The sequence below is a fragment of the Carboxylicivirga sp. M1479 genome, assembly GCF_007097485.1.
In the GTDB taxonomy this organism is placed as follows: domain Bacteria; phylum Bacteroidota; class Bacteroidia; order Bacteroidales; family Marinilabiliaceae; genus Carboxylicivirga.
This window is the reverse complement of record NZ_VKDE01000040.1, coordinates 15,822-34,732: the sequence shown is the minus strand read 5'-3', so window position 1 is coordinate 34,732 and position 18,911 is coordinate 15,822. Positions and strand designations below refer to the sequence as shown.

The window sequence follows — 18,911 nt, the reverse complement described above, 5'->3', positions numbered from 1 at the left end:
TGACCTTGATTATAGGGCTTGAAATTGATTTGTTTCATGCTTTTAAGATACTAAATATCAGGCACATGAACAAACTAACTCAGCTGTAATCAATTGATTATGAACGAAAAAAGAGGGAATCCGTTTTTGGACACCCTCATAGAACCTAGCATTCCACTACTATTATCTATTTAATAGTATTAATTATTCTTCATGCTTAATTGGATGCGCTTTCGAACTTTGTCAACTTCTAGAACCTTAACTTTTACCTGTTGTTGGAGTTTTACTATTTCATTTGGGTCACTCACATATTTATCAGCTAGTTGAGATATGTGTACCAGGCCATCTTGTTTTACCCCAATGTCTACAAAGGCGCCAAAGTTGGTTATGTTGGTAACCAACCCAGGCAATACCATTCCATCGTATAAGTCATCGATGGAATATATACCTTCTGCAAACTCAAAAGCTTTAATGGCCTCTCGTGGGTCACGACCCGGTTTGTCTAACTCGTTTAATATATCTTTTAAAGTTGGTAGTCCTACTTTATCACTTACATAGCTATTAAGGTTAATTTTTTCCCTTAGTAATTTGTTAGCAATAAGATCATCAACCTTACAAGCAAGGTCACTTGCCATCTTTTTTACCACTTTGTATGCCTCGGGGTGAACAGCAGTGTTGTCCAATGGGTTTTTTGCTTCGCTAATGCGTAAGAATCCAGCAGCTTGTTCAAAGGCTTTTGCTCCAAGGCGTGGGACTTTTTTAAGTTTATCACGAGTGTCAAAGGCTCCATGTTCGGCTCTGTAGTCAACAATGTTTTGTGCCAATTGTGGACCCAATCCTGAAACGTAGGTTAGTAAGTGCTTGCTGGCTGTATTTAAGTTAATGCCAACCGAGTTCACACACGATTCCACTACTACATCCAATGATTTCTTTAATTCACTTTGATCCACATCGTGTTGATATTGGCCAACGCCTATAGATTTAGGGTCAATTTTCACCAACTCGGCCAATGGATCCATTAGGCGGCGGCCTATGGATACGGCTCCACGAACAGTCACATCTTTATCGGGAAACTCTTCACGTGCCACCTTACCTGCCGAATACACCGATGCACCATCTTCACTAACCACAAATATTTCTACTTTTTGTTTGAAATTGAGACCTTTGGCAAAAGCCTCCGTTTCACGCGAGGCAGTACCATTACCAATGGCAATGGCTTCAATTTGGTGTTTATCGACTAGCTGAGTAATGGTAGCTGCCGATTTTTGATTGGCATTTTGTGGTGCATTCGGGTAGATGGTATCGTTCGCTACTAAATTTCCTTGGGCATCTAAACAAACTACTTTACATCCTGTTCGATAACCTGGATCGAGTGCTAAAACACGTTTTTGTCCTAGTGGTGATGCTAATAACAGCTGACGCAAGTTTTCAGCAAATACACGGATAGCTTCTGTATCCGCTTTAGTGGTAAATAAGTTGGTAAACTCAGTTTCGATGGAGGGCTGTAATAAGCGTTTGTAGGCATCGTTTACCGCTGTTGCTACCTGTTCCGAGGCGCTTGTGTTGCCTTTTACAAAAAAACGCTCTAAACGATAGGTACTTCGTTCAGCATCAGGCGAAAGGGATAATTTTAAAAAGCCTTCTTTTTCTCCACGGCGCATGGCCATAAAACGGTGCGATGGGCATCGTTTTAGAGGTTCGCTCCAATCAAAATAATCCTTGTATTTGGCACCTTCCTCTTCTTTTCCTTTAACTAGCTTGGAGCTGATAACTGCTTCCTGCTCAAAAACGGATCGGACAATTTCACGTGCTACCTTGTGCTCGTTGACCCATTCAGCAATAATATCACGTGCTCCCTGGAGAGCTTCATCAGTATCTACCACCTCTTGATTGACAAAATCAGCTGCCTTGCCTTCAACATCGCGTTCGTACTGTTTCATTAATACTTTAGCCAAAGGCTCTAAGCCTTTTTCACGAGCTTTAACAGCTCGTGTTTTTCGTTTGGGCTTAAAGGGTAAATAAATGTCCTCTAATTCTGTAGAATTATATGTTTCTTTAATTTTTTTTTCTAGATCATCGGTTAAAACACCTTGTTCTTCCATTGATTTCAAGATGGTTTCTTTGCGTTTCATCAACTCATTTAGCTTCTCATAGCGCTCTTTAATATCGCCCACCTGTACTTCATCTAAACTACCCGTCATCTCTTTGCGATACCGGCTTATAAATGGGATGGTTGCACCTTCATCAAGAAGAGTTAAGGTGTTTTGTACACTAGTAAGTGGTAATTGAAGCTCTTTGGAGATTATTTGAGTTAGCTGCATATGATTAGAATGAGTTATGGAAGTATAACAATGAAATGTAAAAGACACTAAGCTGGTTTAGCTCTTGGGATTATCTTTACCTTTTGTGTTTGCTGGTTTCTTTTTAAAGTTCTTTCGGTTGTTACCTGGCTTGCGTTTTTGTCCGCCACCCTTGCGTCTACGCTTTAATAACTCATCAGGATTGTATAAAGGCGCTTCGCCCAACTCTGGGTTCAATGGAATTTTGTACACATCCTTTTCAATGAGTTGTTCAATTTTATAGAAGTCTAGAACTTCCTTTTCGTTGATGAGCGTGATGGCAACCCCTTGAGTTTGCGCTCTTGCTGTTCGACCAACACGATGAACGTAGTCCTCTGCATCTCGAGGGACGTCGAAATTTATGACTAGATCAATTTTTTCAATGTCAATCCCACGCGCAATAATATCGGTAGCTACCAAGATTTGTATATTCCGATTCTTAAACTCCCGCAATACTTCCTCGCGATCTGCCTGCTCCAAATCGGAGCTGATAGCTTTTGAATTAAAGCCGTTGCGAGAGAGTGATTGGGCAATTTCTTTTACCTTTTGTTTGGTAGAGGTGAAAATGATAATACTTGGTAAATCTTTGTCCTTTAATAAGGAGTTGAGCAAAGGAATTTTCTGTGTATCGAAAACCATGTATGCGGCTTGTAAAATGCCTTCAGCTGGTTTGCTAATCGAGATGTTGACCTCTTCCTGATCGACGAGGATATTCTTGGCTAGTTCACGTATTTTTGGTGGCATGGTGGCCGAGAACATTAACGTTTGCCTTTCCTTTGGCAGGTATTTTACTACTTGCATTATGTCATCGAAAAAACCCATATCAAGCATACGATCGGCCTCGTCCAGAATCAAATGTTGCAAGGTGTCCATTTTCACATAACCCATGGTTAGGTGTTGGATAAGTCTGCCTGGCGTGGCAATAACAATATCAGCGCCTGTTGTTAAAGCTGTTTTTTGTCTGTTCCACTCACTAGAGTCGTTACCACCATATATTGCGGTGGATGAAACATCCAAGAAGTAGCCAAAGCCTTCCATCTGCTGGTCAATTTGTATGGCTAGCTCGCGCGTTGGAACAAGTATAAGCGCATTTATTTTGTTATGCCCGTTTCTTACTAATTTATCGATAACTGGTAACAGGTAAGCAGCTGTTTTGCCAGTTCCCGTTTGGGCACAAGCTATCAGGTCTTTACCTTCCGTAATAAAAGGGATGGTTCTTTCCTGAACTGGAGTTGCTTTTTCGAAGCGCATGGCATCTAGGCCATCTAATAATGCGTCGGTAAACTTAAAATCTTTAAATTCCAAAGTGCTTGCTTTAATTTGTTATTCTACATAAACGACCAATCCCTTAAGGTATTCTCCTTCTGGGTGATAGATGTCAACTGGATGATCGGCTGGTTGAGTGAGCTGTTGTAAGATACGCACTTTACGGCCAGCTCGTGCTGCAGCTGAAAATACCATGGTGCGAAATTGTTCTTTTGAGATGACTTGTGAACATGAGAAAGTGAATAAGATACCGCCTGAACGAATTTGCTCTAAAGCCTTTGCATTTAATCTACGGTAGCCTTGCAAAGCATTTTTTACCACATTAATATGCTTAGCAAAGGCTGGTGGATCTAATATGATTAAGTCATACTTTCCCTTGGTTTTGTTCATGTATTTAAAGGCATCCATGGCGTATGCTTCGTGCCTTTTGTCACCTGGGAAATTGAGCTCAACATTATCTTTGGTAATTTCGATAGCACGCTCAGAGCTATCTACCGAATGTACTGTGTTGGCGCCACCACGCATGGCATAAAAAGAAAATCCACCCGTATAGCAAAACATGTTTAGTACATCTCGATTTTTGCTATAGTGCTCAATTAATGATCGGTTCTCTCGTTGGTCAACAAAAAAGCCTGTTTTTTGCCCACGTTCCCAATCTACCTTAAACTTCAATCCATTTTCAAGGGCTACTTTTTCAGAGCTTTTACCAAAAATATAGCCATTTACTGGTTCAACATCTGCTTTGTAAGGCATTGTGCCTTCCGATTTGTTGAAAATAGAAACCAAATCATCGCCTAAAACAGCCTGAAGTGCTTTAGAGATTGTATCTCTAATGAGGTACATTCCTACGGTATGCATTTGTACTACTGCGGTACCGTTGTAATAATCAATAATAAGCCCTGGTAAATAATCGCCTTCTCCATGTACCAAACGATAGGCATTGGTTGATTCATCATCGACTAAGCCACTTGCTTTACGTAGGTTATACGCTTGTTCAATTTTATTTTGCCAGAAGCTCTGGTCTATTGTTTCATTTTTGAAACTAAAAACCCTTACAGCAATAGAGCCAATTATGTAATGACCAAGTGCTAAAAATTTCTCTTCACTATCGAGTACTTCAACGATATCTCCCTCAATTAATTCAGGTCCTTTAACGCCTTTAACTGCGCCTGAAAATACCCAAGGATGATATCTGTTTAAACTCTGTTCTTTCCCCTGTTTTAGTACTAATTGTGATCTTTCTGCCATTGATAATATGGTCTAAATTGTTTGTGCTTCCGCATGTGGAAACTTTTCTAATAATCGAATCATTAATTTGAGAGCTACCCAGGCATCGGTGGCAGCATAAATAACTTGTCCTTCACTTAAACGTGGTGCCTCCCAGTTTGATAAGCGCTGTCGTTTACTCACTCTGAAATTAAGTACGATACCAGCTAATTTTTTCAGGCTGGTGTCTTCAATATCTACTCTCTTAACATGATCTTGTATTTCAACAAAACCAGCATGATCAAATTCGTGTAAACGATTTAATCCCCTTATGTCATCACGTATTCCAACGCCTACCTTTAATATGTTCGGATTCGATAGTAGTCGAACAATGGCAGGATGCATGCCTGTTTTATTCAGTCGAAATAAATAGGCTTTGGTTTCGGTTGAGAATTGCAATAATGAAACTTGATTAATTTTCCCCTTTTGAAACGAGGGTTTTGTTTCAGTATCAAAGCCAATACAATTATGTTGCTCAAGTTCTTTAACAAGTTCTTCAACAGTGTTTTCATCTTCAACAACATCCACTCTGCCTTCAAAATGCTTTAAGGGTAAATCATTGAGTGCTTCTTTGCTTATGGTTTTCTCCATTTATCTAGTAGTGGATTTAATAAATTATTGGTTTAGTTCGTCATTGTCGTCTTGCCAATCTTTCTGCATCTTATTGTACCAGCTTTCTTTACGCTGATTATCCTGAAAAGCTTCTTCGCCCTCTTCTTCCTCAAGAGGTTCACTTCCATGTAATACGGCGTGTAAAGCTCTTAGTGTATTAACAATTCGTTGTCCCCAGTATAATTCAAAATTACTAACAACTTCGGCAAGGGCATCGTTCATTACTTCAGTTACGCCTAAGCGATATGCTGAGATAAAGTCTTTGAGATCTTGGTAAATATCTGCCATATCTTCTCCAATAAAGGCGATGATTGGCGTATCACTCAATTGCATTTCTGAGTTAAATACTTCCAGATAATCATTGAATCGTCCGAGTTTTGATGTTATGCTGTCCTGAATATGCGCATACATCATTTCATCAACAGTCTTTTCAATACTTTCTTCTAATTCAGGCTCTGTCTTAGGTAATACCGAGGCCTTTAAGTATAGCAAGGGAATAATTCGAGTGGCAACCGTTACAAACTCCTTGCGCGACATCTCTTCCGAAGATTCAACAAACGAGCAAAACTCTTTTGCTACAGTTACAAATTCAATGACATTTTTAGAGTAAACAATGTGCTCAAATGATTCTTCCATAAATACTATTTAATCACTCCAACAGCTATAGGAATGACGATGTAACAATGAATGGCAAAAGTAACAAAAAATGATGAGTAATGTTTGTCAAGTGAAAGAATTGCAAGTGTGGAGGCTTCTGCTTGTGTTTTGTTTATTAGTGAGGTACTTATGGTGTTGTTTTTGTGTGTTTGAGCTGTGCTTGAAATAATGTGAACTGATATTCAATCTTAATTAGGGCTTATTTTTATCGAGACTAAAAATGATAGGATTCCTCACATGTTAAATAACATTCCAGAAAACAGTTGGATAAAATTGCTATTTTTGCATTTGATTCAACGCTTAAGTTATGTACTTAAGGGATGAGGAGGAAAACGAAAACATGACGAATGAGTAAGGAAGCAATAGGTTTAGGGGTGTTGTACAAAAATCTGATTGGACGATTAAAAGAATTAATTATCAGTCCTCAGAGTGAGTGGAAAATTGTGATGGAGGAGAGGAAAACGACCAATGATGTTTTGTCTAGTTTTAGTCTGCCATTGATAGGTTTTTATACCGCTGCAGTTTTTGTTGGTTACTTATTGAGTCATCAGGAGTTAGATTTTCAGGCTGCACTTAAATCAGCGGCTTTTACTTTTTCAGGTTTCTTCTTTGGTTTATACTTGAGCTATTACTCATTATTTAAGGCTTTCAATGCATTTAATCTTTCAATTGATAAAGAGCAGGTGTTTCAATTAGTGGCCTTTTCGTCGTGTGTGATGTATTTAACAGGATCTGTTATAGCCTTAATTCCTGAAGCAATTATAATTGGAAGCATCTTGAATTTGTATGTGGCTTATTTAGTATGGCTAGCTTTAGGTCATGTTAATAATGTGACCAAAGAAAATAGGGTATGGCTTACTGCCTTATCTAGCATTGTAATTCTTCTTATACCCGTGTTAATCGATCGATTATTTATTTTTATTAGTAACCTAACTGTATGAGCTTACCAACTTCACGTTTAAATATTAGAAACAAAAGAGCAACATTTGATTATGAGTTAATCGAGCGTTTTAGTGCTGGGGTGCAATTGGTAGGAACAGAAATCAAATCAATTCGATTAGGAAAAGCTAGCATGGTTGACTCTTATTGTTTTTTTGTCAATGGAGAGTTGTGGTTGAAAGGTATGCGCATCTCAGAATATTTTTATGGTACTTTTAATAATCATCAACCAGAACGAGAGCGCAAATTATTGTTGAAAAAGAAAGAACTACAGAAGTTAGAAAGAAAAACAAAGGAGACTGGATTAACCATTGTTCCTGTTAAAATATTCTTTAACGATAGAGGTTTAGTCAAAGTTGAAATAGCTTTAGCAAAAGGTAAAAAACAACATGATAAACGTGAGTCGTTGAAAACAAAAGATGCTGGCCGTGAAATGGACAGGGCTAAAAAAAATTATTAAAAAGCGTTTCAATAACGCAACCTCGTAACAAAAACTCCATCTTCCTATCAACACAGAATCTATGAGATGGGGGATATTGACATTGCCAGCAATATTACGCTTTATTTTAAAATAGAAGTCAAGTAATATTGGACAACCTTACACACATAATAAAAGCCTGCCAAAAAGGTAAAGCATCAGCGCAAAAACAGTTGTATGATGTGTTTGCCGGGAAAATGTATGCGGTTTGTTTACGTTATAGTCAGGATAAAACGGAAGCTGAAGACTGTTTGCAAGAAGGATTTATTAAGGTGTTTAATAATATTAAAAAGTTTGCTTTTAAAGGATCTTTTGAAGGTTGGATGCGGCGAATAATGGTTAATACCGTTATTGAGGTTTATCGTAAAAAACAACCCGAAGTTTTGGTTGATGAATTTCCCGTGTTGGCAGAAGATGTGAAAGAGGAAGTGGATGATGAAGTCATCAGTCAGGAAGAGTTAATTGCATTAATACAAGAGTTACCACCAAAGTATAAGCTAGTATTTAATTTATATGTATTAGATGGGTTTTCTCACTCAGAAATAGCTAAAACAGCTGGTATTTCAGTTGGTACATCTAAGTCAAATTTGGCGAGAGCACGTCAGTGGTTAAAGAATAGTATTGAAGATAGAGTGGTTCAGAAAAGACAGGTTGTATGTTGAGGGAAAAAAGTGATATAGATGCTTTGTTTAAAAACGGCTTAGCTGATTATGAGACGCCAACAGAAGATTATGTTTGGAAATCAATTGAGGCCTCATTGTCGAAACAACGCATAGGTAAGCGGAAGGTGATGGTGTGGAGGAGTGTTGCTGCTGCCTGTATCTTGGGAGTAATAGCATCGTCCTTAGGTTTGTTTTATCAAATGAAGCAAGATGCAAGCATCGACTTTAAACCTGTTGTGACTGAAACGTTGCTGGATGACTCGACCGATCATGAATTAAATAAAAGCCAACAAAAAGATAGTCAGGCAAAAGAATCACCCCTATCGAAAGAAGATATTTCCGTAATACAAGAATCTAGTGTTAAGAATAGTCAGGTGTCAATTTTGTATTCCAAAAATGTTGATTCCTCTGTGGAACAATTGACTTTGTTGGAATCTTTGCCTCTCAGTCAAATAGCTGTCGGTTTTGAAATTGATAATGGGCTACGTGTAAATAAGAGCAATGAATACTACCCACTGTATGCCTCCGCTGAAGAAAGTCGAAGTAAACGAAATAAAGCTCAAATAAGTGTGGGCGGTTTTGTCGCCCCATCATACAACTCAAAAGCGAACTACTATACAGGAGGAGAGGTGTATAGTAACACGCCATCGCATATTGATGAAAGTGGTATCAAGTCTTTGGGTGGTGGTTTGCAAGTTCGGGTTAGTACTAATTCTCGTTGGTCTTTTGAAACAGGAGTTTTGTATTCACAGGTTGGTCAAGAAGTTAACTCTAGCGCTAGTATGAAAGGAGGAAGAGTAGGACTAAGTGAAACGCAGAATCTTATTAGTTTTGATACTTCAAATTCCTTAGGTGCGGTGGTTGTGAATAAGGCCGCTATGCAGGCTGAACAATTGCAAGGACCTGATTTTTTAATGCATGAGCCAACTGCTTTCAGTTCCGTCAATACAATCAAACAAACATTGGATTACGTTGAAGTGCCTATGATAGCTCGTTATTCATTGTTTAAGAGTTTTCCATATCTGTCTTTGTCAGGAGGATTTAGTTCGAATTTTTTGATTGATAACGTAGCTTATGCGATTGTTGGAGGTGAGGAGGAAGCGATTGGAGAAACAAGTGATATCAAAAGTTTTGTAATTAGCAGCTCAATGGGTTTAGGTGTTGATGTGCCAATAACAAAAATGATTAGATTGAGTGTTGAGCCTCGTTTAAAGTATTTTTTAAATTCGGTGAATGCCAATGATCAGTACAATTTTCAGCCCTATTCCTTTGGCGTGTATGGAGGTATAACCTTTGTTGTTAATTAAAACAAAGCGTTATTTAAGAGATTCAATCATTTTAAAATAAACACCTTTTTTCTGAATTAATTCATCGGCTGTGCCAACTTCAGCGATGCTTCCATTTTCCATAACCACTAGAATGTCGGCCAGTTTAATGGTGGAAAGTCGGTGACTTACGATTAGTGATGTTTTATCTTTTGTAATAACCTTAAAATGGTTGATTAGCTTAGCTTCTGTAAATGCGTCTAGTGAACTGGTGGGCTCATCAAGAATAATTAGTTGAGCATTGGTATTGTAAAAAGATCTCGCTAATGCAGTGCGTTGCCATTCGCCACGGCTAAGCATTTGGCTGCCTTTGAATAAAGTGCCTAAAGTTGTTTCGTAGCCTTGAGGCATTTTTTCTAGCATTGGGCCTATTCCCGCTTTGTGGGCTGCTTCTTTTATATCCCTATCATTGTTTGTGCGATGAATATTGCCATAGCGAATATTATTTTTTGCGCTGGTATTATAGAGCATAAAGTCCTGGAATATAATGGACAGATTATCAGCTATTTCATCTAGACTTATGTCGTTTAGATTTTGATTATCAATTAATATTTCACCTTTATTTGGCTGATGCAGTCCACTAAGGAGCTTAACAAGGGAAGTTTTACCACAGCCATTGTGTCCGACCACCGCTACCGTTTGACCTTTGCTTATACTTAAATTGATATTTGTTAAGGCCCACTTGGATGAATTTGGATATTGAAAACTTACATTTTTAAATTCAATCCCTTGTTTAATTGGTGACGGAAAAGATAAATTACCTTTTTTGTCTTTGATTTTGATGTTCTGGAAATCAAAGAAGTTTTTAATAAACAAGTTGTCTTCGTATAGTGAGCTTAGTCCACCCATAAGACCTTGTAGCACTGCATAAGCTCTTTGTAGCGCCAGAAAATACATTGCCATTGATCCAGTTGATACAACTCCATTAATGGTTTGCTTAATGACGTATGATATAATAACAAGCAAAATAATAGTTGATAACAATTGTACGATTATCTCACGTATTGTTTTTGCTTTAGAAAGTGACCATTGCTTATTCCTTAAATCCTGCTTGTAATGTTCATATTCTGATTTAAAAGTTTTACCAAGATTAAAAACCCGAAGTTCTTTAGCAAAGTCCTTGGCAGTCAGTAGTCTGTTGAAATAGTGAACGCGACGTTCATCCTGGGTGTGATCTTTACGGTATTGGTATATTTTTTTAGTGTAGAGGATGCGGTAGTAAAAAACAGGACCGCTTGATAAAATTAACAAGGGAATCATCGCCCAATGTATGTTGCTCAGAACAATTATAATAAGAGTTAACGTGATAATATTCTGTAGTGTTAGAAGTAGGCTATAGAAAATTCGGGCAGGTCTGTAGCTAGAGTCGTTTAGAGCCCTGTAAAAAGTATCCTGGTAGTTGGCATCTTCAAAATAGAAGTATGGGATATGTACTGTTTTGTTGTGTATAATGTTTTGTACAAAGTCGTTGATAAAGTGGCTATGACGCTCTCGCGTAAGGTTACTGATTGAGCCGCTAATGGAATTAAGTAAGAAAAATGAAGTAGTAAGACCGATGGTTGTAAAAAGTACTTCTTCGTTAGTGTTGATGCCACTTGAATAGGCAGTTACCACATCAATAAGCTGTTTTACAATGTAGAGTAATAGTAAGGGAACTACCCCACGTATGATCATGACCAATGCATTTACCCATGTCCATTTTGGCGAGCTGTTGTATACTATTCTTACCGATTCAATTAAAAGGGAGATTGATGCTTTTGACAAGGGTTTCATGCGGTAATCGACTGGTTTATCACACTAAAGTAATATAATTATTCAAGCTTAGCGTATTTTATAAATAGCTTATAAGGAATAATTACCTACTTGCTTTCTGGTATTTAAGGTGTAATCGGCCTAAGTAATAAAACCAAGATCCTAATATAGATGTCAATTTCGGCATTGTGTATTGAAATATTTTGAATTTGCGGTTGTTACAGCTACTTATTCGCTCCCCTCTTTTTCTTTGGGTTACTACACCTAATACTAAGTCTGAATGAACAGGTTCATCTGAATGAAAAACACCATCACCTTTAAAGAAATAAGTTTTATTATCGATCTTAATCAAACGGTGAGCGATTAACTTGTTCATACCAATAAAAACACCTATTTGACCAATTTGTGGTTTTACAGGAGAGATTAGCAAGCGGTCGCCAGGTAGCAATAGCGGGAACATACTCATACCATGTGCAGGTACTTCTACTGTTTGTCCTTCCCTTAAAAGTTGGATTAAGGTCTCCTGTATTTGATCGTTAGCCAATTTCGTTTAAAATAAGTTCAACTATATCTTTATCGGGCTTAAATCCACATTCGTATACGCCACATTCTGTTGCGATTGATTGCAATGCTTCTAAGCGGGTTTGAACTTGGTTTTCTTCATACTGAAACTGCATGCAGTTCGTTAGTAAGCCAAGTGTTCCTTTTAGTATCGGCAGTTTCTTAAGGTAGTTGCTTGGCGATTGATTAATTAAAAAAGCCTTGTGTATTGTGATGTTTTTACTAATGTCCTGGTAGTATGGCATTGGCGTGTTAAATGCCTGATAGCCTTTTTTAGATGGCATAATCAAAAGCCGATCATCGTTAATAACCCTTGCACCATATTGTTTCCAAATATTAGCCATTGTTGATTTGCCAGTACCGGAAATAGCTGAAAATAGATACCCTTTGCTGTTATAGCTTACAGTTGAAGCATGGATGATAAAGCCGCCATAAATGTGAACAATGTATTGGATAATGAGGATTCCAAGCGGCTGAAAGAATGGGTCTAACTTTAATTGTCCTTGCTTTTTGAATGGTTCTAATTCAATGTGTATTTTTTTTTCATCTATGTTAATAAGAGCAAGGGCTGATTTTATTTGGGAACCTTCCTCGAATTCTACATAGATGCCATCTAGATAATTACTCTTTACTACACTCCACTTGTATGGAATTTCGCTTTCAAAGTTCTCTGATCCTTTAAAAATATGCTTCCAAGTCTTTGTTTTGCTTATATGGCAAGTATCAATAGTTAGGTTCCAATCGTCGATGTGTTTGTTTGGTGTTTGAAACAATTGACTTCCACCTGTTCTGTCGAAATCAAAAAGGGGGCATTCGATTTTTACATTAAATCTGATGCCCCCTATGGTATATTGTCTGATGTTGTTCTGCTTGATCATGCTACATGTTCGAGAAATCAGGTTTGTCACCCCCAAAAGGATATTCTGAACTAGGGGCACTTTTTAATTCAGGTTCAGTATCTTTATTTGTCATTGGAGGTAATGGGTAATCGCTTGCGATTTGGAGATTAATAACTTGATCAACAAAGTGCACTTCAATATCTGGTTTAATATATGTTTTTTTAATCTTCATCCCCAATTCTCTCAATTTGTAATCTCAATAATGATTCCACTATTAACGGCCTTCTCTAAGAATTGTTCTAAATCCATCATAGCCGTTTTGTCGTCAATATCAAACTCATTAATTATCAACGAAACCAAAGCTTCCGCCGATTGTTCATTGCTTAAGTTTTTATAAATGAAAGAACCTAACTCATTTAACGAAAAAACTTTTTCCATTTGCGCAACACTTCCTACTAGAGGAACGATTACCATTTCTTCGCCAATATTCTTTTCAACAAAACCTATTTGTTTCTTATAAAGCTGTTTTCCCACTTAACTTTTTTAAAAACCTTGGCAAAAATATAAAAAAACAAATTTTAAGCACTCATTTGTGCTAAAAGAAATTATTAATTTGACCAATGATAGAATTCACTAAATAAACAAACATTTTTAAGTAGTTTGTATATTTAGAATTCAGTTCTTGCAAACGGCGCTGTATCTTGCTTTACAAACTCTTTATTCAAAAATTTATAATAACCATTAACTGCAATCATGGCTGCATTGTCCATCGTGTACGCAAACTTAGGTATAAAGGTTTCCCATTTTTTTTCTTCCGCTAATTCCGTTAGGCGTTCGCGTAGTCCTGAGTTGGCAGATACGCCTCCAGCTAAAGATACTTGAGTAATACCAGTATCCTCAGCTGCTTTTATAAGCTTATCCATTAATATATCAACAATGGTTTTTTGTAAGGATGCACAGATATCTGCTTTATTTTCTTCTATAAAGTTTGGATTCTTCTTTACTTCATCACGTAAAAAATATAAAACCGATGTTTTTAAACCACTAAAACTATAGTCGTAATCCTTAATACGTGGTTTGCTAAATTTAAATGCATCTGCATTGCCTTCTTTTGCTAATTTGTCAATTAACGGACCTCCGGGATATGGTAAGCCCATTATTTTAGCGCATTTGTCAAAAGCTTCGCCAGCTGCATCATCAATTGTTTGACCAATAATTTCCATATCTAAATGGTCTCGGACAATAATTATTTGGCTGTTTCCTCCTGAGACAAGGAGGCATAAAAACGGAAATTCAGGTTGGTCAGTATCATTTTCATCCTCTTTAATAAAATGAGCCAGTACATGTGCATGTAGGTGGTTAATTTCAATTAAGGGAAGTTGGTTAGCCAAGGCAAAGCCTTTAGCAAAGGATGTGCCAACCAACAAGGAACCCATCAGCCCTGGTCCTCGAGTGAAGGCAACTGCATCAATATCTGTTCTATTTATCCCTGCATCTTTAATGGCTTTTTCAACTACTGGAATAATGTTTTGTTGATGAGCTCTGGATGCCAATTCAGGAACAACACCGCCATAGGCTTTATGTACATCCTGATTTGCTACTGCATTGGATAAAATTATATCATCTTTAAAAATCGCTGCCGATGTGTCATCACATGATGACTCAATTCCCAAAATAATCACACTCATAACTTTTGTCAGATAGAATTATGGATATTCAAATCATTATTCCCACCTTTTTCTTAATTTTGGTGGGCAAAAACGGGATAAAAGTATAAAAAAAAATATCAAAATAGGAGCGTATGTGCTGATTGGGCTATTGATAGTTCCTATCATGCTATATGGTATCTTATTATTGCCATCTGTGCAAACTGCTGTCGTTAATTATATTACTGATGAAATAAGTGATGATTTAGGTACCAAAATTTCAATTCAACGTGTTCATTTACGTCCTTTTAAAACCTTAGTTCTGAATGATATTGTTGTTTTTGATCAACAAAAGGATACACTGCTTGCAATTGAACAGGTATCAGCTAATATTGATTCAGTATTCTTTAAAAAGAAACAGTTAAATCTGAGTAGACTTCAGCTGCACCAACCAGTTATCAATTTGGTTAAAGCCGACTCTGTGTATAATTATCAATTTCTTGTTGATGCTTTAAAGGGTGAAGTACCTAATAAGGAAACAAAAGGCTGGGCAGTTAGTCTTCAGCATTTAATTGTTGAACAAGCTTTCTTAGGCTATGATCAGGGAGATAGTACTTCCTTTTTTTCTGCTTCGAGTCTTGATGTGAATATTTCGAATATTCGAAAAGATAGTTTGTGGCATTTAAATTTAGAATCTTTACGGTTCGATAATAGCAAAGGAATCAAATTAAGTGGTGCAAAAGGACGATTATCTATTGGAGAGAAAGGTCTTATTTTGAGTAAAGGCACACTGCAAACAAAACATTCTTTTTTACAAGTAGATTCGTTGAACATTAACCTTGATCCAGAAAAAAAAGGACTTGATAAAATTGGATATTTTTATTTTGATCTTCAAAAATCCGATATAGGTAGGCACGACCTGCAAATGATTAGCTCAGTAAAACGTGCAACAGATATCATTATTTCCGGACAGGTTTATGGTACTGTTGATAATATTAAAGGTCGTCAGGTAACGCTTTCGTTTGGGCCTCATTCGCAACTACAATCAAGTTTTGATATAAATGGATTGCCTAATTTAGATGAAACATTTGTATATTTTAATGTTGCTCAATTAAAAACTACACCGGAAGATTTAAAGCAATTATTGGCGCATATTAGTGGTCAAGCTCTGCATTTACCCAATGCAATACAAAATCTGGAGCAAATTAGGTATAAAGGTAATTTCACTGGATTTATAACTGACCTAGTTGCCTATGGGGAATTTTCAACTGCATTGGGTAAAATAAGCACTGACATAGGTTTGAAACTCGATGCTTCTAATCACCTTATTTTCTCGGGTAACTTATCAACTAACCAGTTCGATATCGGCAAGTTAGCAAATGCTGAGAAATACTTGGGTCGTGTATCCATGTCTGTGGCAATAAATGGAAAAAGGCAATCGGCCAGTAACTATAGTGCCTACTTAAATGGAATGGTAGATACTTTATCTGTCAATAATTATAAGTACACCAATATTAAACTAAACGGTCTGTTTGCCAATGACAAGTTTGATGGTGACTTCTTAATTGACGACCCCAATGGTCAAGTTGGTTTTAATGGCATGATAGATTTAGCAGGTGATATTCCTAATTATTCATTTAAGGCCAGCTTAACAGAATTAAGGCTTGATCGCTTAAATTTATCAAATAAGTATACAAACAGTTTATTAACAGGTGATTTAGAAACCGATATTTCTGGTAAGGATTTAAATGATATAGTAGGTTACCTTCATTTACGAAATTTAGATTTTACATCGGATGAACACAGTGTGGAGGTTGATTCCTTATTATTAATTTCCGTTAGAGAAGGAGAACGGAAACGCATTGTTTTGCAGTCCGATATCGCCGAAGGAGATTTGGTAGGCAACTACAATTTTACGCACATCGGTAATTTGTTAAAGCAGCATTTACTACGTTATTTACCATCACTTAATTCTGTAATAGGACTTAAAGATGTTGATGATCAGGAGAATGACTTTTCGTTTTCTTGCTCACTCAAGAAAGTGTCTGATGTTGTTAAATTGTTAATTCCTGGTATGGATGTATCGGATAATGGCTTGATTCTTGGTCAGTTTAATAGTGATACGGGAAAAATGGATGTTGAAATTGAAATGCAATATTTCAATTATAAAAATATAGAAGCTAACCAGCCAGAGGTTCATGTTTCAACAGGAAATGGTAATAAGCTGTCGGTTGTTACCAGGTTAAAGAATTTAGATTTTAATAAGTTCTTATCTTTTCAAAACTTGAGTTTTCATCATTCGGTACATCAAGATACCATTGCCTTTAATGTTTTTTGGAACAATTGGGATGAGTTTACAAATAGTGGTTCAATAATTACCAGCACATCATTAAAAGTACGCGATAAGGGAATTTATACCACCACCGAATTAATGCCATCGTATGTAATGGTAAAGGATAGTTTGTGGGAATTTCAACCAACAACAATTCATTATCATCCTGATGGATTTTCCTTGAGAAACTTTAGAGTGCACCATGGACGACAGGAAATAGGAATTAATGGGTTTGTGCATCGTTTTATTGAGGATGGCTTAAAGGTGCATTTTCAAAATATTAGCTTATCAGATGCTATTGGTTATCAAGATTTAAATCAGGTTGATATATCGGGTTTTTTAAATGGAACTTTAGATGTTCAAAAGTTATATCAGTCGCCAGTTATAAGTGGAGATTTGAGCATAGATGATTTTATCTTTAATAAAGATAAATTAGGTGACTTCTCCATTGAGGCAGATTACGAGCCATCCAAAGAACAAATAAATATACAAACAAGTGTTATTAACGGAGACCACACGCCACTTTCAGGAGGTGGGATTATAAATTTAGCTAACCGTCAAATTAATTTACAATACGATATTGATAAACTCGAAATTGGTTTTATTAATTTGTACTTGAGCAAGGTGATGCAAAACCTATCAGGTACAGCCAGCGGACAATTAGCTGTGGTAGGGTCCTTAACAAGACCCGAATTAGTTGGGAAAATAAAGGTTAATAAGGCATTTTTTGATATAGGTCTATTGCAAACTACTTATTCGATGACCGATTCAGTATTGTTTCATCCAAACCAAATGGAGTTTAAAAATATTAAGATTACTGATCGGAATGGGAAAGTGGGTACTTTTAATGGCACAATTGATCACAGTGGTTTCCGGGATATGAATTATAATCTTCGTTTAATTACTAATAATATGTTAGTGCTTGATACAAAATACACTGATAATCCATTGTATTATGGCGAAGTTTATGCAGATGGTAATTTATCAGTTACAGGAACAACCAAAGATTTATTTATAGATATAGCTGGTCAAACGAAAGAAAATTCAGAGTTTTTTATTCCTCTTACTGATGATGAAAGTGCTGAGGAAAGCAATTTTATTCGTTTTGTTGATCATACATCCGCAAGTAACTCAACCCTTATTAAGTCTGAGGAAACTAACGACGATTATGAGATTGATTTAACTGGAATGACAGTCAATATGGATTTGGATATTACACCCGATGCTCGTTGCCAGGTTATTTTTGATTCTAAAGTAGGCGATATTTTACGTGGGGTAGGAAATGGTAATTTGCAAATTAAAATGGATAAGGAGGGCGGAATTAACTTCTTTGGCGATTATAATTTTGAGGATGGAGACTACATGTTTACCTTGCAGAATGTATTGAATAAGAAATTTGTCATCAATCCAGGGTCTAGTATTAATTGGAACGGAGACCCTTATGATGCAGATATAGACTTGAATGCTAGCTATAAATTAAAAACGAGTTTGATCGATCTTATTGGAGATTATAGCGAGGAGGCTCAGAAAGATTATGGTAGACGAATTCCTGTTCATTGCGATTTGTTACTGACCGATCGACTAACAAAGCCGAATGTCAAGTTTGATATTAAAACCCCATCAACACAAGATAACAATCAAAACATTATCGATTCGTACATTAATACTGAAGAAGAAACGAATCGTCAAGTGCTTTCCCTGTTGGTGTTAAATAAGTTTTACTCACAAGAAAATCAATCTGATAATAGTCAGGCAGGTCGTTCTGCCGGAAACAATGCCGCATTAGTTACAACAACTGAAATGTTATCTAATCAGTTGAGCCATTGGCTCTCGCAAATAAGTAGAGATGTTGATATTGGGGTGAGTTATCGTCCAGCTGGGGAATTAACCAATGATGAAGTAGAGGTGGCTCTATCTACCCAAATGTTTAATAACCGGGTATTGGTGAATGGTAACGTTGGATATGGGAAAGATCAAACGCGTCCGAGTAACTTAATTGGCGATTTTGATGTGGAGGTAAAATTAAATACAAAAGGAAATATTAGAGCAAAAGCTTATACGCACACAAATAACGACTTGATATATTCAACCAATACTTCACCCACGACCCAAGGTGTTGGAGTTTCTTTTAATGAGGAGTTTGATTCGTTAGAAGAGTTAATGCACAAATATTGGATGAAGATATCTGGCAAGAAGAATGAAAAACCAAACAAGACAGATAATAAAGAATAAATAAAACGTTCTTAATTGTGTAGCTA

The 18,911-nt window shown here is 36.8% G+C and carries 16 protein-coding genes; 5 read left to right on the top strand and 11 right to left on the bottom strand.

The genetic code is table 11. The annotated features are described in order from the left end of the window. Positions 1 to 179 precede the first annotated feature (179 nt). Genes FNN09_RS19235 through FNN09_RS19215 form a run of 5 tightly spaced genes read right to left on the bottom strand, consistent with a single transcriptional unit; the run spans position 180 to position 6,098 of the window. Positions 180 to 2,300: a Tex family protein gene (locus FNN09_RS19235; protein WP_143304118.1), complete on the bottom strand. Its 2,121-nt coding sequence runs from the start codon at positions 2,298 to 2,300 to the stop codon at positions 180 to 182. 57 nt (positions 2,301 to 2,357) lie between these two features. Next, on the bottom strand, positions 2,358 to 3,623 hold the full coding sequence (locus FNN09_RS19230) for a DEAD/DEAH box helicase (RefSeq protein WP_143304117.1): 1,266 nt from the start codon (positions 3,621 to 3,623) through the stop codon (positions 2,358 to 2,360). A gap of 18 nt (positions 3,624 to 3,641) precedes the next feature. Then, positions 3,642 to 4,832, bottom strand: coding sequence for a class I SAM-dependent rRNA methyltransferase (locus tag FNN09_RS19225; protein WP_143304116.1), 1,191 nt, complete (start codon positions 4,830 to 4,832; stop codon positions 3,642 to 3,644). A gap of 12 nt (positions 4,833 to 4,844) precedes the next feature. After that, a complete protein-coding gene (locus tag FNN09_RS19220; RefSeq protein WP_143304115.1) occupies positions 4,845 to 5,441 on the bottom strand; it encodes a 3'-5' exonuclease in 597 nt (198 codons plus the stop codon). A 24-nt stretch (positions 5,442 to 5,465) separates the two neighbouring features. Continuing rightward, complete coding sequence (locus tag FNN09_RS19215; RefSeq protein WP_143304114.1) at positions 5,466 to 6,098, bottom strand: DUF5063 domain-containing protein; 633 nt, start codon at positions 6,096 to 6,098, stop codon at positions 5,466 to 5,468. Positions 6,099 to 6,466: 368 nt separating this feature from the next. Here FNN09_RS19215 and FNN09_RS19210 point away from each other — a divergent pair, with 368 nt between their 5' ends. From FNN09_RS19210 to FNN09_RS19195, 4 genes are all read left to right on the top strand, one after another. Further along, complete coding sequence (locus FNN09_RS19210) at positions 6,467 to 7,060, top strand: Yip1 family protein (RefSeq protein ID WP_143304113.1); 594 nt, start codon at positions 6,467 to 6,469, stop codon at positions 7,058 to 7,060. Continuing rightward, the gene (gene smpB / locus FNN09_RS19205) at positions 7,057 to 7,518 is read left to right on the top strand and encodes an SsrA-binding protein SmpB (RefSeq protein WP_143304112.1); all 462 of its coding nucleotides are present in this window, start codon (positions 7,057 to 7,059) and stop codon (positions 7,516 to 7,518) included. The genes FNN09_RS19210 and smpB overlap by 4 nt, the downstream gene beginning before the upstream one ends. 128 nt (positions 7,519 to 7,646) lie before the next feature. Continuing rightward, the gene (locus FNN09_RS19200) at positions 7,647 to 8,198 is read left to right on the top strand and encodes an RNA polymerase sigma factor (protein WP_255434192.1); all 552 of its coding nucleotides are present in this window, start codon (positions 7,647 to 7,649) and stop codon (positions 8,196 to 8,198) included. Further along, positions 8,192 to 9,505: an outer membrane beta-barrel protein gene (locus FNN09_RS19195; RefSeq protein WP_143304110.1), complete on the top strand. Its 1,314-nt coding sequence runs from the start codon at positions 8,192 to 8,194 to the stop codon at positions 9,503 to 9,505. Before FNN09_RS19200 ends, FNN09_RS19195 begins: the two co-directional genes overlap by 7 nt. A 9-nt stretch (positions 9,506 to 9,514) precedes the next feature. Here the strand turns inward: FNN09_RS19195 and FNN09_RS19190 are convergent, their stop codons facing one another. The 6 genes from FNN09_RS19190 to tsaD all read right to left on the bottom strand — a co-directional run bounded on the left by FNN09_RS19190 (position 9,515) and on the right by tsaD (position 14,363). Next, entirely contained in the window at positions 9,515 to 11,296 is a 1,782-nt protein-coding gene (locus FNN09_RS19190; RefSeq protein WP_143304109.1) for an ABC transporter ATP-binding protein, read from the bottom strand. 82 nt (positions 11,297 to 11,378) lie between these two features. Continuing rightward, the gene (locus tag FNN09_RS19185; RefSeq protein ID WP_143304108.1) at positions 11,379 to 11,819 is read right to left on the bottom strand and encodes a S24/S26 family peptidase; all 441 of its coding nucleotides are present in this window, start codon (positions 11,817 to 11,819) and stop codon (positions 11,379 to 11,381) included. Beyond that, the gene (locus tag FNN09_RS19180; protein ID WP_143304107.1) at positions 11,812 to 12,714 is read right to left on the bottom strand and encodes a hypothetical protein; all 903 of its coding nucleotides are present in this window, start codon (positions 12,712 to 12,714) and stop codon (positions 11,812 to 11,814) included. Before FNN09_RS19180 ends, FNN09_RS19185 begins: the two co-directional genes overlap by 8 nt. A gap of 1 nt (position 12,715) precedes the next feature. Further along, positions 12,716 to 12,907 carry a hypothetical protein gene (locus FNN09_RS19175; RefSeq protein WP_143304106.1) on the bottom strand — a complete coding sequence of 64 codons (192 nt, stop codon included), beginning with the start codon at positions 12,905 to 12,907 and terminating at the stop codon, positions 12,716 to 12,718. 11 nt (positions 12,908 to 12,918) lie between these two features. Beyond that, positions 12,919 to 13,209 (bottom strand): PqqD family protein, encoded by a 291-nt coding sequence (locus FNN09_RS19170; protein ID WP_143304105.1) that lies wholly within the window; start codon positions 13,207 to 13,209, stop codon positions 12,919 to 12,921. Between the two features lie 134 nt (positions 13,210 to 13,343). Next, the gene (gene tsaD, locus FNN09_RS19165; protein WP_143304104.1) at positions 13,344 to 14,363 is read right to left on the bottom strand and encodes a tRNA (adenosine(37)-N6)-threonylcarbamoyltransferase complex transferase subunit TsaD; all 1,020 of its coding nucleotides are present in this window, start codon (positions 14,361 to 14,363) and stop codon (positions 13,344 to 13,346) included. Between the two features lie 145 nt (positions 14,364 to 14,508). Between tsaD and FNN09_RS19160 the strand changes: the two genes are divergently transcribed. Then, complete coding sequence (locus FNN09_RS19160; RefSeq protein ID WP_143304103.1) at positions 14,509 to 18,885, top strand: translocation/assembly module TamB domain-containing protein; 4,377 nt, start codon at positions 14,509 to 14,511, stop codon at positions 18,883 to 18,885. Positions 18,886 to 18,911 lie beyond the last annotated feature (26 nt).